The following is a 15,764-nucleotide window of genomic DNA, read 5'->3' as shown; positions in this document are numbered from 1 at the left end:
AGGCGCGGGGTGGTCTGATCGACTGTCCACCGCTCATGTAGCATGCCTGTCCGGATGACGGCAGAGTGGGAAACGGAATTCCGGCCGGTTATTAACGAACTTGGGGTTAAATACCGGGCGCCTCGAGGATCGAGACGTAATTGGCGACAGCCGCTCCGCCCATGTTGAACACGCCGGCGCGGCCGGCCTTGGGCAGTTGCATTGCGCCCGCTTCCCCAGTGAGCTGCATCGCCGCCATGACGTGCATGGAAACGCCCGTTGCTCCGATCGGGTGGCCTTTGGACTTGAGCCCGCCCGAGGGGTTTACCGGCAGGCGGCCGTCCTTGGCCGTCCAGCCTTCCAGCGCCGCTCGGGCGCCCTGGCCGGGCTGGCACAGACCCATCGCCTCGTACTCGATCAGTTCGGCGATGGTGAAGCAGTCATGGGTCTCGACAAGGTCCAGGTCGTCCAAGCTCAGACCGGTTGCGTCGAGCGCGCGCCCCCAGGCCTCCTGGCAGCCTTCGAAGCGGGTGATGTCGCGCTTGCTCATCGGCAGGAAGTCGTTGACCTGCACGGCCGCGCGGACTTGCACGGCGCGTGGGTGGTCCCGCGCTGCATCGGGGGCGGCCAGCACCAACGCCGCGGCGCCGTCGGACACCAGCGAGCAGTCGGTGCGCTTGAGCGGGGACACCACCGTCGGATTTTTCTCGCTTTCCCGGCGGCAGAAGTCGTAGCCGAGATCCTTTTGCAACTGCGCCAGCGGGTTGACCGCGCCGTTTTTATGGTTCTTGGCGGCGATCGCGGCCAGCGCATCGGACTGGTCGCCGTGCTGCTGGAAGTACTGCTGGGCGATCCGCGCGAACACGCCGACGAAGCCGCCCTCGATCTCGCCTTCCTCCTTCAGGTAGGCCGCTTTCAGCAGGCACTTGGCGATCTCGGCGTTCGCCAGGCCGGTCATGTGCTCGACGCCCACCACCAGCACGAAGCGCGCGCGCCCGGCGCCGATCGATTTCAGCCCGGCGTGCAGCGCCGCGCTGCCGGTTGCGCAGGCGTTCTCCAGGTGGGTTGCCGGCTTGAAGCGGAACGCCGGGTCTGCCTGCAGCACCAGGGAGGCCGGGAAGCCCTGCGGCTGGAAACCCTCCCCGAAGGTGCCGAGCACGATCTCGTCGACGTCGGCCGGGTCGACGCCAGCGTCGTGGCAGGCCTGTACCGCCACCTGGCCGATTAGGCTCTCGGCGTCCGCGTCCGTGTGCTTGCCGAACGGTGTATGGCTCCAGCCGATGATCGAGGCGGTCATGCTGTTCCGGCTCCAGGTGCAATGGGATGACGCGGCGCGATCCGCCGATCCGGTCGCCGCATTCAGCGGGTCATCCTACCACGCTCATAGGTAGTCGCTTTCCAGGTCGATCGAGGTGCGTTCGTTGAGGTCGTCGTAGTGGGCCGCCAGCCACGCCTTGCCGCGTTCCTGACCGAGCTCGCGCAGGTGGGACAGGAAGCTCCAGTCGGCGTTCATTTTGGAGGCGGCGCCGAAGTCGCGCATCTCCTCGGCGATGTCGACGCGGTGCATCAGCAGCTGCTTGTACTGGCTCGGGTCGACGTTGTGGCTCGCCAGGAGCCTGGAGACGAATTGAATCGCCCGCATTTCGCGCATCAGGGTGGAGTTGAAGGTGATCTCGTTCAGCCGGTCGACGATCTCGGGCGTGGTCGTCGGTTCCTCGTCGCGCTCGATCGGGTTGATCTGGACGATTACGATGTCCCGGCTTTCGCAGTTGTAGATCAGCGGAAAGATCGCCGGGTTGCCCATGTACCCACCGTCCCAGTAAGGCTGGCCGTCGATCTCGACCGCCTGGAACAGGTGCGGCAGGCAGGCCGACGCCATCACCGCCTTGGGCGTCAACTCGGCGTTCCGAAACACCCGGATTTTGCCGGTGGCGACGTTGGTGGCGGAGATGAACAGCTTCACTTGGTCGCAGCTGCGCACCAGCTCGAAGTCGACCTCCTTGTCCAGGATCTCCTGCAGCGGGTTAAAGTTCAGCGGGTTGAACTGGTAGGGCGACAGGAAGCGGCTGAACACGTCGAACAGCAGATAGCCCGGCTGGACTTCCATGTTCCAGCGGTCGGCGACGATGTCGAGCGGGGTTCGGATCATCGGCGCGAACCGCCCGACCCGCGCCACCTTGGTCCAGAAGCGCTCAAGCGAGTCGAGCGCGCCCTGCCGGCCGTTCTGCATCAGCCCCTCGGCCATCACGGTGGCGTTCATCGCCCCCGCGCTGGTGCCCGAAATGCCCTCGATCTCCAGACGCTCGTCGGCCAGCAGCGTTTCCAGCACGCCCCAGGTGAAGGCGCCGTGACTGCCGCCGCCCTGCAAGCCGAGTGTGATGCGTTTGCGTTCGGCCATTCAGCGGCCTGCCTTGCTCTCGCGTAGGGTTTCCAGGAAGCCGACCGGCTTGCCCTGCGGCTCGCCGATCAACTCGCCTTCACGCGCGACCGTTTGGCCGCGCACCAGCGTCATCACCGGCCAACCGGTGCAGGCGGTGCCCTCGAACGGCGACCAGCCGGCCTTGCTGGCCAGCCAGTCGCGGGTGATCTCGCGCCGGGCGTGCAGGTCGACGAGCGCCAGGTCGGCATCATAGCCGACCGCGATCCGTCCCTTGCGCATGACGTTGAACACCCGCGCCGGCCCGGCGGAGGTCAGTTCGACCAGATGCTCCAGGCTGAGCCGCCCCTGGTCGACGTGGTCCAGCATCAGCGGCAGCAGCGTCTGCACCCCCGGGATGCCGGACGGTGAGGTCGGGTAGGGCTTGTCCTTCTCCTCCGCCGTGTGCGGGGCGTGGTCGGAGCCGAGCACGTCGACGATCCGCTGACTGACGCCGGCCCAGACGCCCGCACGGTGCCGGGCATCGCGGATCGGCGGGTTCATCTGCACGTGGCTGCCATGCGTACGGTAGCAGTCCGGCGCGGCAAGGGTCAGGTGCTGCGGCGTCGTCTCGACCGTGGCGACGTCCTTGTAATCGGCGAGCACGGCCATCTCCTCGGCGGTGGAGATGTGCAGGACGTGCACCCGCGCGCCGTTCGCCCGGGCCAGACGACAGATCTGCTGGGTCGCCTGGACGGCCGCCTGGGCGTCGCGCCATTTCGGGTGCATCTCCGGCTCCGCGCCGTCGGCGACCAGGTGCCGGCGTTCGCGCAGGCGCGCCTCGTCCTCGGCATGGACGGAAAAGCGGCGGGTCAGGCGCTTGGTGATCTGGTCCAGCACCTCCTCCTCGTCGACCAGCAGGCTGCCGGTCGACGCGCCCATGAAGATCTTGATCCCCGGCACGCCCGGCAGGCGCTCCAGCTCGGTCAGCTGCTCGACGTTGTCCGCGGTCGCGCCGACGAAGAAGGCATGGTCGACCCGGGCGCGCCCGCGGGCGCGGTCGAACTTGTCGTTGAGCGCGGCCGCGTCGATGGTCGGCGGCTTGGTGTTGGGCATCTCGAAGATCGAGGTGACGCCGCCCAGCGCCGCGGCGGCCGTGCCGGTCTTCAGGTCCTCCTTGTGCTCCATTCCGGGCTCGCGGAAATGGACCTGGCTGTCGATCACGCCCGGCAGGACGGTCAGGCCGGTGGCGTCGATCACCTCGCCGGCGGCGTGGTCGCTGATCTCGCCCAGTTCGGCGATCCGGCCGTCCTTGACCGCGATGTCGCAGGTCATCGTGCCGCCGGGGAGCACCGCGCGGCCGCCCTTGATCAGAAGGTCGTAGGTCTCGGGCATCTTGGCGTCTCCTTCAAACAGCTTGGCGCGGCGGGCGTCGTCGGGGGCGGTGTCAGCCGATCGCGGATTGGTGGGCCGCGTGTTGGCCCTGCGGATCGGTGCCGGACAGGCGGCCTAGCATTTCCATGTAGCGGCGCACGCAGGCGGCTTCGGTGTAGTCGTGCAGATAGCGGGCATGGCCCTGTTCGACCAGTTGGCCGGCGAAGCCCGGCGTGTCGATCACCCGCGTGATCGCCTCGGCCAGGGCGAGGTCGTCCTCTCGCGGCACCAGCAGCGCATCCTCGCCGTTGCGCACCAGTCCGGCCGGGCCGGAGGCGTCGGCGGCCACCAGGGGGCGGCGATAGGCCCAGGCTTCCAGACTGACCGTGCCGAACGGCTCGTGACGGGAGGGGAAGACGACGATGTCTGCCGCCCGGAACAGCGCACCGCGGTCGGATCGCCATCCCAGGAAGCGCACCCGGTCTTCGACACCCAGGTCCCGCGCCAGATCCTGCAGGCGCTCCTGCTCCGGTCCGGAGCCGGCGAGCCAGAGGTAGGCGCGCGGCTCGCGCTTGAGCGCGCGCAGCATGACGTCCAGGCCCTTGTTCACGTGCAGGCGGCTCGGCACCAGCAGGAGCGGTGCGTCCGCCGGGGTGTCGTGCGTGCTGCGCTCGGCGGCTGGCAGGTCGTCGACGGTTGCGAAGTTTTCGAGCACGTGGGCCCGGTCAGCCGGCCAGCCCTGCTGGATCATGTGTTGGCGGATATGCGCGGTGATACACAGCAGATGATCGCAGCGCCGGTAGTACTTGATGTCGTAGTAGCCGCCCAGGCGCGCGCACTTCAGGAAGTCGCCGTCCGGCATCCAGGAGGCGGCCCGATTCATGTAGGCTAGCACGACGTTGGGCCGGAAGTCCGCCACTTCCCGCTTCAGCCCGCGCCGCGTCGCGAGGTCTAGCCGCCCGCCGAAGCCGAGTTCGCGCGTGTCGACGCCGGCCGTCCGCAGGGCGGCGGTGCGTTCGGGGTTGTGCCGGATCACCGCGCGTTGGGTGAGGTCGATGGTCCCGGCCAAACGTGCGCGCTCAAACGCGCTGGCGAGTGAGACGAAGAAGGTTTCGGCGCCGCCTTGGGGCGCGCCGGAAAGGGTTTGGAGCAGGCGCATGCGGCAGCGTGACCATCGGGAAAGGGCGGGCGAGGGCGAAAGCCGGGCGCAGCCGGCCTGCCCACTTGCATAGCGGATCGAGCCCATCTTGTGTAGGACGGGCGCGTACGCTCATTCCTGCGCGCCCATTATGCAGACCCCGCTCCCGTCTATGGCCTCGCCCGACCGCATCCTGGTGATCAAGCACTCCGCGCTGGGCGATTTCGTTCTGGCGACCGCGAGTTTTCAGGCGATCCGGCGCGCCCATCCCGATGCGCACATCGTGCTGCTGACGACCAAGCCCTATGTGTCCTTGGGCGAGGCCAGCGGTCTGTTCGACGCGGTCTGGACCGATCCACGGGCGAGTCTAAAGCGTCCTGGCGCCTTGTTCGGCCTGATCGGGCGCGTGCGGCAGGGGCTTTTCGACCGGGTGTACGACCTGCAGCGCAGCCAGCGTACCCGCCTGTACTTCACGTTGCTGCGGCTCACCCTGTTGGGGCGACGGCCACCGGAATGGGTCGGCCCGGCCCCCGGCGCCAGCCATCGCACCACCGGTCATACCGATCGGCGCCACATCGCCGAGCGGGAGGCCTCGCAACTGCGCGCGGTTGGGATCGAGGTCGGTGCCCCGGATTTGAGCTTTCTGGACAGCGATCTCCAACCCTTCGATTTGCCGGCGCGCATCGCGTTGCTGGTGCCCGGCGGCGCGCCGCATCGGCCGGCCAAGCGCTGGCCAGCCATCAACTTCGCCGAACTCGGTCGCTATCTGGCGGGGCAGGGGATCACGCCAGTGCTGATCGGGACCCAGGCGGAGGCGCGGGAGATCGCGCAGATCCGCGAGGCCTGTCCGGCCGCGCGCGATCTGCATGGGCGGACCAGCTTCGCCGATCTGGCCGCGCTCGGTCGGCGGGCGGAGGTCACGGTCGGCAACGACACCGGGCCGATGCATGTCATCGCGGCAGCCGGGGGCGCGTGCGTCGTGCTGTTCAGTCACGAAAGCGATCCCGAACGGATTTCCCCGCGCGGGCCGTGGGTGGCGATCCGGCGTAAGCCCTCCCTCCAGGACCTGCCGGTGGAGGAGGTGATCGCCGCCCTGCCGCAGGCCACCACCGGGGAACACAAGCCTGGACAGACCTTTTCTTAGCGGACAGCGTTGCCGGGTTGGACGTTTCCTGTTCGGCGGCCGCGCCGCTTCGGGCCGGCTGGTTGTCATTTTTGCGAAGGAGAGACCGCGGTGCGCGATCGTGACGACATGACTTTTTCGATGGCCGAGCACGCCCGGCGGCTGCGCGAGCTACGCGAACGCATGGCCGAACGGCACATCGAGGTCGCCGTGATCACCGATCCGGAAAACCTCTGTTATCTGACGGAGTATCAGACCACCGGCTATTCCTACTTCCAGTGTCTTATCGTGCCGCTGGAGGGTGAGCCGTTCATGATCACCCGTCTGTTGGAGGAGACCAACGTCCACGCGCGCACCTGGGTCGAACTGACCCGGCCCTATTCCGACACGGGCGATGCGATCGAGACGCTGTGGCACGCGCTCAAGGAATTCGGTCTCGACCACAAGGTGATCGGCTACGAGCGCAACAGCTACTTCTTCCCGGCCTATCAGCAGGACCGGATGCGCTCGACCTTCCTGGACACCCGCTTCGTCGACATTTTCGGCATCGTCGAGGAGGGGCGCGTCATCAAGTCGGAGGAAGAACTGACGGTGATGCGCCATGCCGCCCGCGCGACCGAAGCGGGCATGGAAGCGGGGCTGAACGCCGCCGCGCCCGGGGTTTATGAAAACGAGGTCGCCGCGGAGATCTGCGCGGCGATGTTCAAGGTCGGCGGCGAGTATCCGGCGGTGTTGCCTTACGTCACCAGCGGGCCGCGCACGCTGATCGGCCACGCCACCTGGGAAGGCCGCAAGATCGAGCGGGACGAGATCGTGTTCCTGGAAGTGGGCGGCTGCTTCCGGCGCTACCACACCGCGATGATGCGCACCGTTTTCACCGGTGAGCCGCCCAAGGTCGTGCGCCAGGCGACCGGCATCGTGAAGGAGGCCCGCGCGCACCTTTTGGATGCGATCCGCCCGGGCATGACGGCCGGCGAGATCGACCAGCTGAATCACAACATCATCAACGACAACAAGCTGGGCGGCTATCTGATCACCCGCGCCGGCTACTCGATCGGCATCGCCTTTCCGCCCAGCTGGGACGAGGGCTACATCCTGTCGCTGAAGAGCGGCGAGAACACGCACCTGCAGCCGGGCATGACGCTGCATCTGCTGCCCTGGATCTACGGCGTTCAGGATCAGTATCTCGTGGGCCTGTCGGAAACCATCCAGGTGACCGAGGACGGCTGCCAGTCGTTCTTCACCAAGCCGCCTGCGGACCTGGTCACCCGCGGCTGATCGTCGGCCTCGACGGTTCGGGCTTGCCGGAGAATGTCATGGAATCGTAAAGAGCGTCGGCGTTGTGCACCCCGCTCCCGATCGGCATATAAGGGGTGCCTTGATAAGGGGATTCGATCGAGATGACGGTACACGCTGCGGATGTCGCGCAGGGCTCCGGGCGTCCGGGGGTGCTCCGGCGCGCCCTGGACGATTTGCGCGGGCTCAAGGACTCGCTCCTCGACACCGGGCATAGTGCGCCCGATATCGCCCAGTCGCCGGGGCTGACGGCGTTGCGGCGCACGGAAAAGGCGCTGGCGATGCCGATGCTCGCGCTGATCTTCGGCGTCTACATCGTGCTGGCCGGCCTAATACTGCTGGTTTTTGGCGGTTTCCTGTTCTCGGTTCTCGTCGCCTGATTCTGGAAGCGCGCACATAGCGCTCGCTGGCTTCTCAACGCCTCCCCCGCCGGCTAGAGTGCCTTCCAAGCCATAAGGCACGCGTAAGAAGAAACCATAACGGGGGAGGCTTTCGATGATGCGGTCGTCGACGCAGGGACGTGCACGCGCGTTTGGGCGTGCTTGGAAACGGGCTGGCGCGTTCGCTGGGCTCGCCAGTCTGGTTGCCGCCGGTACGCTTGGGGCGTTGACCCCGCAAGCGCACGCCCAGGACGGCGATCTCAACGTCGGTTTGCTGCTGCCGTTCACCGGGCAGTACGCCTGGGTCGGCAGCAACGTTCAGCCGGTCGCGCAGATGATCGCCGACGAGGTGAACCAGTCGGGTGGTATCGGCGGGCGTAAGATCGTCTTTACCCAGGGCGATACCGAGGGGGTGGTCGACGCCGGCACCACCGCCGCGCAGAAGCTGGTCAACGTCGACAACGTCCTGGCAATCGTCGGCCCGACATCGCTGTCCTTCGCCGGTGCGCGCCAGCCAATCCTGCAGAACGACGTGCCGATGGTCTCGCCCACCGCCGGGACGACCGCGCTCGACCGGGCGTGCGAAGATGTCTGCTTTCGTACAGTTCCTTCCGACAGCCTGGGTGGCCGCGCGATCGCGCGCGCGGCGACGGATGCGCAATACCTGGTGGACGACGCGCCGGCGCACAAGCCGGTGCTGCTGGTCGGCAACGCCCCGGCGATGATCTCCTTCAAGGAGCCGATCGTGCGGGCGTTCGAGGGCCACGGGACGCCGCTGGCGGAGACGATCACCTATACCCCCGGCAAGCCCAGCTACCGCAGCGAAGTCCGTAGCGCGCTGGCCAACGAGCCGGACGCGATCGTTCTGGTCGGCACGCCGGAGGATTCCGCGCGGATCATGTCGAACGCCTTTCAGGCGGGCTATCAGGGCCGCTGGTTTGTGACCCAGGACCAGACCAACGCCGACTTCATCGAGCTTGCCGGGGCGCAGTTGGTTGAAGGTATCTACGGTCTGGAGGAGGTCGCCTCGGAGGAAAGCGCCGAGCGCAACCGCGCCTTCGAGCAGCGGTTCCAGGAAGCCACCGGCAAGGACCCGCAGATTTTCGCCACCAACACCTTCGACGCGATGAACGTGGTCGCGCTCGCCATGCTGCGCGCGCATTTGAAGGATGGCGAGATCAGCCGAACCACGATCGCGGCGAACATCGACAAGGTTGCCAACCCGGGTGACGGCAAGACCGTCGTTCATGGCTATACCGAAGGTGCCCAGGTGCTGCGGGACGGTGGCGAGGTGAATTACGACGGTCTCGTCGGTCCGATCGACTTCGACGCCTGGGGCAACATCACCGCCCCCTTCGGCATCCGCCAGGTGCAGAACGGCAGCTGGACCACCGTCTCCACCATCGCCGCCGATGCGCTGGACTGACGCCCTTCGTCTCTAGCCGGCCGTCTCTTCTCGCGGATTCCGGAATGGACCTGAACGCCTTCCTGCAGACGCTGGTCTATGGCCTGGCGCTGGGCGGAACGATCGCGGTCAGTGCGGTCGGGCTCACGCTGTCCTATGGCGTGACCAGGTTCATCAACTTCGCCTATGGCGAGTTTCTGACCCTGGGCGCCTACGCCACGCTGGCGCTGGTCGGGGCCGGGTTGGCTTTGCCGCTGGCCGGGCTGGTCAGCGTGGTCGCGGTGGGGGCGGCCGGTGTGCTGATCGCCCGGCTGGCGTTCGATCCGCTGATGCAGCGCGGTTTGTTGCCCCTGCTGGTGACCAGCGTCGGGGTGGCGTTCGTGCTGCACAATGCGGTGCGTATGCTGGCCGGGGCCAACCCGCTGCGCTTCCCGCTACCGTTGCTGCGCCCCTGGGATGTCGCGGGGGTGTTCGTGCCCAAGGAACAGGTGGTGACCATCGCACTCGCGCTGCTTGCCATGGCGCTGGTGCATCTGCTGTTGAGCCGGACCATGCTGGGCAAGACCATGCGGGCGGTGGCGGACGATGCCGCGCTCGCCCGGTCCGCCGGGGTCGCCGCGCCGCGCGTGCTGGCCGCGACCTGGTTTCTGTCGGCGGCAATCGGCGCGCTTGGCGGCATCCTGCTGGCGGTGACGCAGGTCACGCTCGATCCCGACATGGGCTGGCGCTTCCTGCTGGTGGTGTTTGCCGCCGTGTTGCTGGGTGGGATCGGCAGCCCTTACGGCGCGATGCTGGGCGGGCTGATTGTTGGCCTCGGGGTCGAGCTGGGGGCGTCCTATGTCTCCGCCGACTATGCCTACGCCTTCGCGTTCGTGCTGCTGATCGCGGTGCTGCTGGCGCGGCCGCGCGGCCTGATGGGCGGGCGGGCCTGAGGCCATGGACCTGCTCGCCTTCGCCACTTCGCTGATCACCCTGGGGCTGATCTACGGTCTGCTCGCGGTCGGGCTGAACGTGCAGTTCGGCTTCGCCGGGGTGCTCAACTTCGGCTACGTCGCCTTCTTCGCCGTCGGGGCGTTCACCAGCGCGCTTGCGACCCTGCCGCCGCCGGGGTCCACGGCTTACGCAGAGGCGGGGGCGCAGTACGCCATCGGGCTCGACCTGCCGTGGCTTGCCGGGTTCGTGCTGGCCGGGGTAATCGGCGGGGGGCTTGCGCTCCTGATCGGCGTGACGGCGGTTCGATTGCGTACGCACTATCTCGCGGTCGCGACGTTCGCGATGGCGGAGGTTGTGCGCTACGCCCTGTCGAACGAGACCTGGCTGACCCGCGGCGAATTCGGCATCACCGAGGTGCCGCAGCCGGGCCTCGGTACCTACGTGCCGGGCGAGCTGTACGCGTACGCCTACTTGCTGGGCTGCATCGTGATCGTGGGCGCGTTGGTTTGGGCCGTTCGGCACGCCGGCGAGCTGCCGTTCGGGCGGCTGCTGCGCGCGATTCGCGATGATGAACTGGCGGCCCGCACGCTTGGCAAGCGCACGGCGCGGACCAAGCTGCAGGCACTGGTGATCGGCGGTGCGCTGGGCGGCTTGGCCGGCAGCCTTTGGACGCACTCGCTGGGGGTGGTGCACGTCGGCCAGTTCGTGCCGATCGTGACCTTCCAGATCTGGCTGGCGATGCTGCTAGGCGGCACCGGCAACCACCTGGGCGTACTGGTCGGCGCCTTCCTGCTGATCGCGATCCGGGAGGGCACGCGTTTCCTGGACGCGGTGCCGGGGTTGAGCGAGCTGGCGGCCGGCAATCCCAGTTTCGTGCCGTCCCTGCGTTTCGTCCTGATTGGTCTGCTGCTGATCCTGGTGGTGCGCTATTTCCCGCGCGGGGTCTGGCCGGACAAGCCGCGAAAGGCACCGGCTTTCAACGGAACGGTGCCGGCGCTGGCCGCCGCGCCAGCCGAACCGGTCCAGGACGCCAGCGATACGGCACCGATCCTGCGCGTGAGTGACCTGTACAAGCGCTTCGGCGGCCTGACGGCGGTCGACGGTGCCAGCTTCGAGCTCGCGCGCGGGCGGATCACCGGCCTGATCGGACCCAACGGGGCTGGCAAGTCGACGATGATCGACCTGATCAGCGGCGTCCAGCGCCCGGATGCCGGACGTGTCGAGCTCGACGGCCGGTCGGTCACCGGGCTGGTCCCGGAGGCGGTGGCGCACGCCGGTCTCGCGCGCACCTTTCAGAACCCGCGCCTGTTCGCGCACCTGACCGTCTGGGAAAACCTGATGGTCGCCGGCGCCGATGCGCGCAGCGAGAGCCTGGCGACCGCCTGGCTGCGGATCGCCGGCCGCCGGGCGCTGGAGCAGGAGATCGCCGGCCGGGCGGAGGCGGTGCTGGCCTTCCTGAACCTCGCCCGGCTGCGCGACGAACCTGCCGCGCACCTGTCGGGCGGCCAGCGCAAGCTGCTCGACCTTGGCCGGCAGATGATCCGCCGGCCGAACCTGATGCTGCTCGACGAGCCGGCGGCGGGGGTGAACCGGACGTTGGCGGGCGAGATCTTCGCGCAGATCGGCGAGTTGAACCGCCAGGGCACCTCCTTCCTGATCGTGGAGCACGAGATGGATCTGGTCATGCGCTGGTGCGACCAGGTGATCGTGATGCACCAGGGCCGCGTGCTGGCCCAGGGCACCCCGGCGCAGGTGCAGCAAAACCCGGCCGTGATCGAGGCCTATCTGGGCGGGAGCCAGACGGCATGACGGACGCGCCGTTGCTGCACGTCGCCGGGCTGGAGGCTGGGTACGGCGAGCTGCAGATCCTGTTCGGGATCGACCTGCGGGTCGACCGGGGCGAACAGATCCTGGTGTTCGGTCCGAACGGGGCCGGCAAGTCGACGTTGATCAAGGCGCTTGCCGGGCAGGTCGCACCCTCCGCCGGCAAGGTTTGGCTCGATGGACGCGAGGTGACGGGTCGCAAGCCGGAGGCGCTGGCTGCTGCCGGCCTTGGCTATGTGCCGCAGGTTGCCAACGTCTTCACCTCGATGAGCGTGCGCGAGAATCTGGAGATCGGTGGCGTGCGGCTGAGTGCCCGTCGTCGGCGGGCCCGGATCGCCGAATTGGGTGATTTGTTCCCGCGCCTGGCTGAGCGCCTGGACCAGCGCGCCGGCACGCTGTCGGGCGGCGAGCGGCAGATGCTGGCGCTCGCCCGCGCGCTGATGCCGGAGCCGTCGGTCATGCTGCTGGACGAGCCGTCGGCCGGGATCGCGCCCGCGCTGGTCACGCGCATCTTCGAGATGGTGGCCGGGCTGCGGGAGACCGGCACGGCGGTGGTGATGGTGGAGCAGAACGCCAAGCAGGCGCTCGGCTACGTCGACCGCGGCGTGCTGCTGGATAGTGGCCGCGTGCGCCTGCAAGACGGGGCGGCGGCCCTGTGCGACCGCCAGGATATCGGCGCGCTTTATCTCGGCACTGAAGCGGCAAGCTGATAGCGTCCTAAGGTCCGAACCCAATAACAAGATCCGACAACAGCAAGACAGGGGAGCAACGCATCATGCGGCTAGCCAACAGGATCGCCATCGTGACCGGGGCGGGCAGCGGTTTCGGCGCGGCGATCGCCAAGCTGTTCGCCCAGGAAGGCGCGAAGGTCTGCGTCGCCGACCTGAACGGCGAGACGGCCGAACGCGTCGCCGGCGAGATCGGCGCAAGCGCCATCGCGGTTCAGGGCGACGTCACCAAGCAGACCGATATCGAACGCATGGTCGCGGAGACGGAGGCCGCCTTCGGGCCGGTCGACACGGTGGTCAACAACGCCGGCTACACCCACAAGAACCAGCCGATGCTCCAGGTCGGCGAGGCCGAATTCGACAAGGTGTTCGACGTCAACGTGAAGTCGATCTACCTGATGACCATGGCCGTGGTGCCGAAGATGCGCGAACGCGGCTTCGGCGTCATCGTCAATGTTGGCTCCACCGCCGGGGTGCGCCCGCGTCCCGGGCTGACCTGGTACAACGCCTCCAAGGGCGCGGTGAACCTGCTGAGCCAGTCGATGGCGGTCGAACTGGCGCCCGATGGCATCCGGGTGAACGCGCTTGCGCCGGTGATGGGCGAGACGGGGCTGCTGGAATCCTTCATGGGCGTTCCCGACACGCCGGAAAACCGCAAGAAATTCGAAGCCACCGTGCCGATGGGCCGGCTGTCGCGGCCGGAGGATATCGCCAAGGCCACGCTGTATCTCGCAAGCGACGAGGCCGACTTCATCACCGGCACCGTGCTGCCGGTCGACGGCGGACGCTGCGTCTAGCCGCGACGGCGTCCCGCCAGGGTGAGTGCGACGGCCGCCAGCGCTGCCGCCGGCACGGCATAGTCCAGCGGGAACGCGAGCAGATAGGCGCTGGTCCCCGCGACCCCGCCCCAGGCGAGCGGCACCAGCAGCAGGCAGAGTCGCAGCCAGCGGGGTCCATGCGCGGCGGCGAGCAGCCCGGCCGTGAGCATCGTCGTGGCGTCCGGTGCACTGCCGGCAAGCGGTAGGCTGCCGGGCGCGGTGCCGAGCGCCAGCAGCGTTAGCGGGTGCCCGAATAGGCCGAGTGCAGCGATCGCGAGCCCGCCAACGCGCGCGACGTCGGCCGGCCCGGTGAACTGCAACTGCGGCCGGAAAATCAGCGCGGCGGCCAGCAGCGCCGCCTGGGCGATCCACACCGGGGCATAAACGGCGGCCATGAAGTTCAGGTCCGCCATCATCCCGCCCTGATGCGCCCAGCCGCTCATCAGCGCCCCCGCGGCCAGGGGGGCGCCGACGCAGCGGTCCTGCCAGACCCCGCGTGTGCCCTGGACGGCCAGCCCAAATGCCACTGCGCTGAGCACGGCCAGCAACGCCACCAAGACTGCGTGGTCGGCGTTGTAGCGCGTCATCGCCGCGAAAAAGACCTCGATGGTGTAGGGCAGCAGCATGGCTGTCGCTTGGACGCTCGGTGTTGGTCGTGGTTGGCAGCGGTAGGATCTGCGTCTGGGCGCGCGCCCGCAGTGGGACGACTGGACAAGCGGCCCTGGCCAGCCAATTTACCAGGGCGCAAAAGGGAAAGACCAGCGATGGCCGACAGCCGCGGCGATACCCGCCCAACCCACACGGATACCGAAACGTCCGGCCGTGCATCCGAGACGCCGGCCGAGGGCTTGTATGACGCGTCCCACTACGACGACGCGGAGAGCGCGGCGCGGCGGGAAAGCGGGCGCGACTACGAGGAGGGCCGGTTCGGCCGGCGTGTGCAGCGCTACGCCCAGGTTGGGACGTCGATGGCCGGCGTGGTCACGCAGATGGCGGGCAAGCGCTTCCTGGGACGGGAACTCGACTCCCTCAAGCATTCCGGCGAGCTGCGCCAGGCGCTGGGCGGCATCAAGGGTCCGTTGATGAAAGCAGCGCAGATCCTGGCCACCATTCCCGAGGCGCTGCCCAAGGAATACGCCCAGGAGCTGCAGCAGCTGCAGTCCAACGCGCCGGCCATGGGCTGGCCGTTCGTCAAGCGCCGGATGACCAGCGAGCTCGGCCCCGGCTGGCGCAAGCAGTTTCAGGAGTTCAGCCACGAAGCGGTCGCCGCCGCCTCGTTGGGGCAGGTGCATCGCGCGGTCGACCAGCAAGGCCGTCAATTGGCGTGCAAGCTGCAGTACCCCGACATGCAGTCGACCGTGGAAGCGGACCTGACCCAGTTGCGTTGGGTGCTGTCGATCTACAGGCGCTACGACAACGCGATCGACACCAGCGAGATTTATCAGGAGCTCTCCGCGCGTCTGCGCGAGGAGACCGACTACGACCGCGAGCGCCGCAACATGGCGCTCTACCGAGACATGCTGAACGAGGAGTCGGGCGTACAGGTGCCGGAGCCGGTGCCGGAACTGTCGTCCAAGCGACTCCTGTCGATGACCTGGGTCGAGGGGGCGCGGCTGATGGATTTCATCCGCGACCACGCCGATCAGGCGCAGCGCGACCGCGTCGCCTACAACATGTTCCGGGCGTGGTACGTGCCGTTCTATTACTATGGTGTGATCCACGGCGACCCGCACCTGGGCAACTACACCGTCCGCCCGGAAGACCAGTCGATCAACCTGATGGACTTCGGCTGCATCCGCGTGTTCTCGCCGACCTTCGTGAAGGGGGTGATCGACCTCTACCACGCATTGCAGCGGAACGACGACGCGTTGGCGCGCGAGGCCTACACATGCTGGGGCTTCTCCGATCTGAACGATGACGTGCTGGAGACGCTCAACATGTGGGCGCGCTACCTCTACGGGCCGCTGCTGGAGGACCGGGTGCAGCCGATCCAGAAGGGGGACTCGATCAAGGAGGGCGCCGAACTGGTCAACAAGGTCCACCGCGAGCTCAAGCGCCTCGGCGGCGTGCGCCCGCCGCGCGAGTTCGTCCTGATGGACCGCGCGGCGATCGGCCTGGGATCGGTGTTCATGCATCTGAAGGCGGAAGTGAATTGGCACCGCCTGTTCCAGGAGCTGATCCAGGACTTCGACGTCGACCGGCTCGCCGAACGTCAGGCCATGGCCCTGGATCGCGTGGGGTTGGAGCGGCCCGTGTGAGCTGGTCGGGCCGATGTGTTACCCGGCCCGACCACACGCGACCCGTGCAATGGTGCCGTTAACAATATCTTTTCGTTCCCCTGCTTCCATGCGCCCAGCGGAGTAGCGCACGGGTGACCTGCTGTCGCCCGTCATGCGTTTTGGGAACGGGC

Annotated in this window: 14 protein-coding genes; 9 read left to right on the top strand and 5 right to left on the bottom strand. The window is 67.7% G+C overall.

What is annotated here, in order from left to right; all coding sequences use genetic code 11:
• Positions 1 to 106 precede the first annotated feature (106 nt).
• From RHOSA_RS0116670 to RHOSA_RS0116655, 4 genes are all read right to left on the bottom strand, one after another.
• Positions 107 to 1,276: an acetyl-CoA acetyltransferase gene (locus RHOSA_RS0116670; protein WP_027289580.1), complete on the bottom strand. Its 1,170-nt coding sequence runs from the start codon at positions 1,274 to 1,276 to the stop codon at positions 107 to 109.
• Between the two features lie 84 nt (positions 1,277 to 1,360).
• Positions 1,361 to 2,377, bottom strand: a complete 1,017-nt coding sequence (locus RHOSA_RS0116665; protein WP_027289579.1) for a patatin-like phospholipase family protein — start codon at positions 2,375 to 2,377, stop codon at positions 1,361 to 1,363.
• Complete coding sequence (locus tag RHOSA_RS0116660) at positions 2,378 to 3,730, bottom strand: dihydroorotase (RefSeq protein WP_027289578.1); 1,353 nt, start codon at positions 3,728 to 3,730, stop codon at positions 2,378 to 2,380. It abuts the gene before it with no gap.
• A 52-nt stretch (positions 3,731 to 3,782) separates the two neighbouring features.
• Positions 3,783 to 4,868, bottom strand: coding sequence for a glycosyltransferase (locus RHOSA_RS0116655; RefSeq protein WP_027289577.1), 1,086 nt, complete (start codon positions 4,866 to 4,868; stop codon positions 3,783 to 3,785).
• 151 nt (positions 4,869 to 5,019) lie between these two features.
• Between RHOSA_RS0116655 and RHOSA_RS23090 the strand changes: the two genes are divergently transcribed.
• The 8 genes from RHOSA_RS23090 to RHOSA_RS0116615 all read left to right on the top strand — a co-directional run bounded on the left by RHOSA_RS23090 (position 5,020) and on the right by RHOSA_RS0116615 (position 13,333).
• The gene (locus tag RHOSA_RS23090) at positions 5,020 to 5,991 is read left to right on the top strand and encodes a glycosyltransferase family 9 protein (protein WP_051432241.1); all 972 of its coding nucleotides are present in this window, start codon (positions 5,020 to 5,022) and stop codon (positions 5,989 to 5,991) included.
• 90 nt (positions 5,992 to 6,081) lie between these two features.
• The gene (doeA, locus tag RHOSA_RS23085) at positions 6,082 to 7,248 is read left to right on the top strand and encodes an ectoine hydrolase (protein ID WP_051432240.1); all 1,167 of its coding nucleotides are present in this window, start codon (positions 6,082 to 6,084) and stop codon (positions 7,246 to 7,248) included.
• A gap of 122 nt (positions 7,249 to 7,370) precedes the next feature.
• Positions 7,371 to 7,646: a DUF485 domain-containing protein gene (locus RHOSA_RS0116640; RefSeq protein WP_027289576.1), complete on the top strand. Its 276-nt coding sequence runs from the start codon at positions 7,371 to 7,373 to the stop codon at positions 7,644 to 7,646.
• A gap of 115 nt (positions 7,647 to 7,761) precedes the next feature.
• Complete coding sequence (locus RHOSA_RS23080; RefSeq protein WP_051432239.1) at positions 7,762 to 9,072, top strand: ABC transporter substrate-binding protein; 1,311 nt, start codon at positions 7,762 to 7,764, stop codon at positions 9,070 to 9,072.
• Positions 9,073 to 9,116: 44 nt separating this feature from the next.
• The gene (locus RHOSA_RS0116630) at positions 9,117 to 9,983 is read left to right on the top strand and encodes a branched-chain amino acid ABC transporter permease (RefSeq protein ID WP_027289575.1); all 867 of its coding nucleotides are present in this window, start codon (positions 9,117 to 9,119) and stop codon (positions 9,981 to 9,983) included.
• Between the two features lie 4 nt (positions 9,984 to 9,987).
• The gene (locus tag RHOSA_RS0116625; RefSeq protein ID WP_027289574.1) at positions 9,988 to 11,793 is read left to right on the top strand and encodes a branched-chain amino acid ABC transporter ATP-binding protein/permease; all 1,806 of its coding nucleotides are present in this window, start codon (positions 9,988 to 9,990) and stop codon (positions 11,791 to 11,793) included.
• A complete protein-coding gene (locus tag RHOSA_RS0116620; protein ID WP_027289573.1) occupies positions 11,790 to 12,518 on the top strand; it encodes an ABC transporter ATP-binding protein in 729 nt (242 codons plus the stop codon). Before RHOSA_RS0116625 ends, RHOSA_RS0116620 begins: the two co-directional genes overlap by 4 nt.
• A 65-nt stretch (positions 12,519 to 12,583) precedes the next feature.
• On the top strand, positions 12,584 to 13,333 hold the full coding sequence (locus RHOSA_RS0116615; protein WP_027289572.1) for an SDR family oxidoreductase: 750 nt from the start codon (positions 12,584 to 12,586) through the stop codon (positions 13,331 to 13,333).
• Here the strand turns inward: RHOSA_RS0116615 and RHOSA_RS0116610 are convergent.
• The gene (locus RHOSA_RS0116610) at positions 13,330 to 13,980 is read right to left on the bottom strand and encodes a DUF6064 family protein (RefSeq protein WP_027289571.1); all 651 of its coding nucleotides are present in this window, start codon (positions 13,978 to 13,980) and stop codon (positions 13,330 to 13,332) included. The two genes, RHOSA_RS0116615 and RHOSA_RS0116610, sit on opposite strands and share 4 nt — an antisense overlap.
• Before the next feature lie 342 nt (positions 13,981 to 14,322).
• On the opposite strand from RHOSA_RS0116610, the gene RHOSA_RS0116605 reads away from it, so the two are divergent.
• A complete protein-coding gene (locus RHOSA_RS0116605; protein ID WP_051432518.1) occupies positions 14,323 to 15,612 on the top strand; it encodes an ABC1 kinase family protein in 1,290 nt (429 codons plus the stop codon).
• The last annotated feature ends 152 nt before the right edge of the window (positions 15,613 to 15,764 follow it).

The sequence above is a fragment of the Rhodovibrio salinarum DSM 9154 genome (genome assembly GCF_000515255.1).
In the GTDB taxonomy this organism is placed as follows: Bacteria; Pseudomonadota; Alphaproteobacteria; order Kiloniellales; family Rhodovibrionaceae; genus Rhodovibrio; species Rhodovibrio salinarum.
This window is presented reverse-complemented; position numbering and strand designations above follow the sequence as displayed.

What these genes read in the sequence shown, in the direction of transcription:
- RHOSA_RS0116665 (WP_027289579.1), bottom strand. Translation starts at nt 2,377, where the DNA reads ATGGCCGAACGCAAACGCATCACACTCGGCTTGCAGGGCGGCGGCAGT.
- RHOSA_RS0116660 (WP_027289578.1), bottom strand. Translation starts at nt 3,730, where the DNA reads ATGCCCGAGACCTACGACCTTCTGATCAAGGGCGGCCGCGCGGTGCTC.
- RHOSA_RS23080 (WP_051432239.1), top strand. Translation starts at nt 7,762, where the DNA reads ATGATGCGGTCGTCGACGCAGGGACGTGCACGCGCGTTTGGGCGTGCT.
- RHOSA_RS0116620 (WP_027289573.1), top strand. Translation starts at nt 11,790, where the DNA reads ATGACGGACGCGCCGTTGCTGCACGTCGCCGGGCTGGAGGCTGGGTAC.
- RHOSA_RS0116630 (WP_027289575.1), top strand. Translation starts at nt 9,117, where the DNA reads ATGGACCTGAACGCCTTCCTGCAGACGCTGGTCTATGGCCTGGCGCTG.
- RHOSA_RS0116610 (WP_027289571.1), bottom strand. Translation starts at nt 13,980, where the DNA reads ATGCTGCTGCCCTACACCATCGAGGTCTTTTTCGCGGCGATGACGCGC.
- RHOSA_RS0116655 (WP_027289577.1), bottom strand. Translation starts at nt 4,868, where the DNA reads ATGCGCCTGCTCCAAACCCTTTCCGGCGCGCCCCAAGGCGGCGCCGAA.
- RHOSA_RS0116615 (WP_027289572.1), top strand. Translation starts at nt 12,584, where the DNA reads ATGCGGCTAGCCAACAGGATCGCCATCGTGACCGGGGCGGGCAGCGGT.
- RHOSA_RS0116625 (WP_027289574.1), top strand. Translation starts at nt 9,988, where the DNA reads ATGGACCTGCTCGCCTTCGCCACTTCGCTGATCACCCTGGGGCTGATC.
- RHOSA_RS0116640 (WP_027289576.1), top strand. Translation starts at nt 7,371, where the DNA reads ATGACGGTACACGCTGCGGATGTCGCGCAGGGCTCCGGGCGTCCGGGG.
- RHOSA_RS0116605 (WP_051432518.1), top strand. Translation starts at nt 14,323, where the DNA reads ATGGCCGGCGTGGTCACGCAGATGGCGGGCAAGCGCTTCCTGGGACGG.
- RHOSA_RS0116670 (WP_027289580.1), bottom strand. Translation starts at nt 1,276, where the DNA reads ATGACCGCCTCGATCATCGGCTGGAGCCATACACCGTTCGGCAAGCAC.
- RHOSA_RS23090 (WP_051432241.1), top strand. Translation starts at nt 5,020, where the DNA reads ATGGCCTCGCCCGACCGCATCCTGGTGATCAAGCACTCCGCGCTGGGC.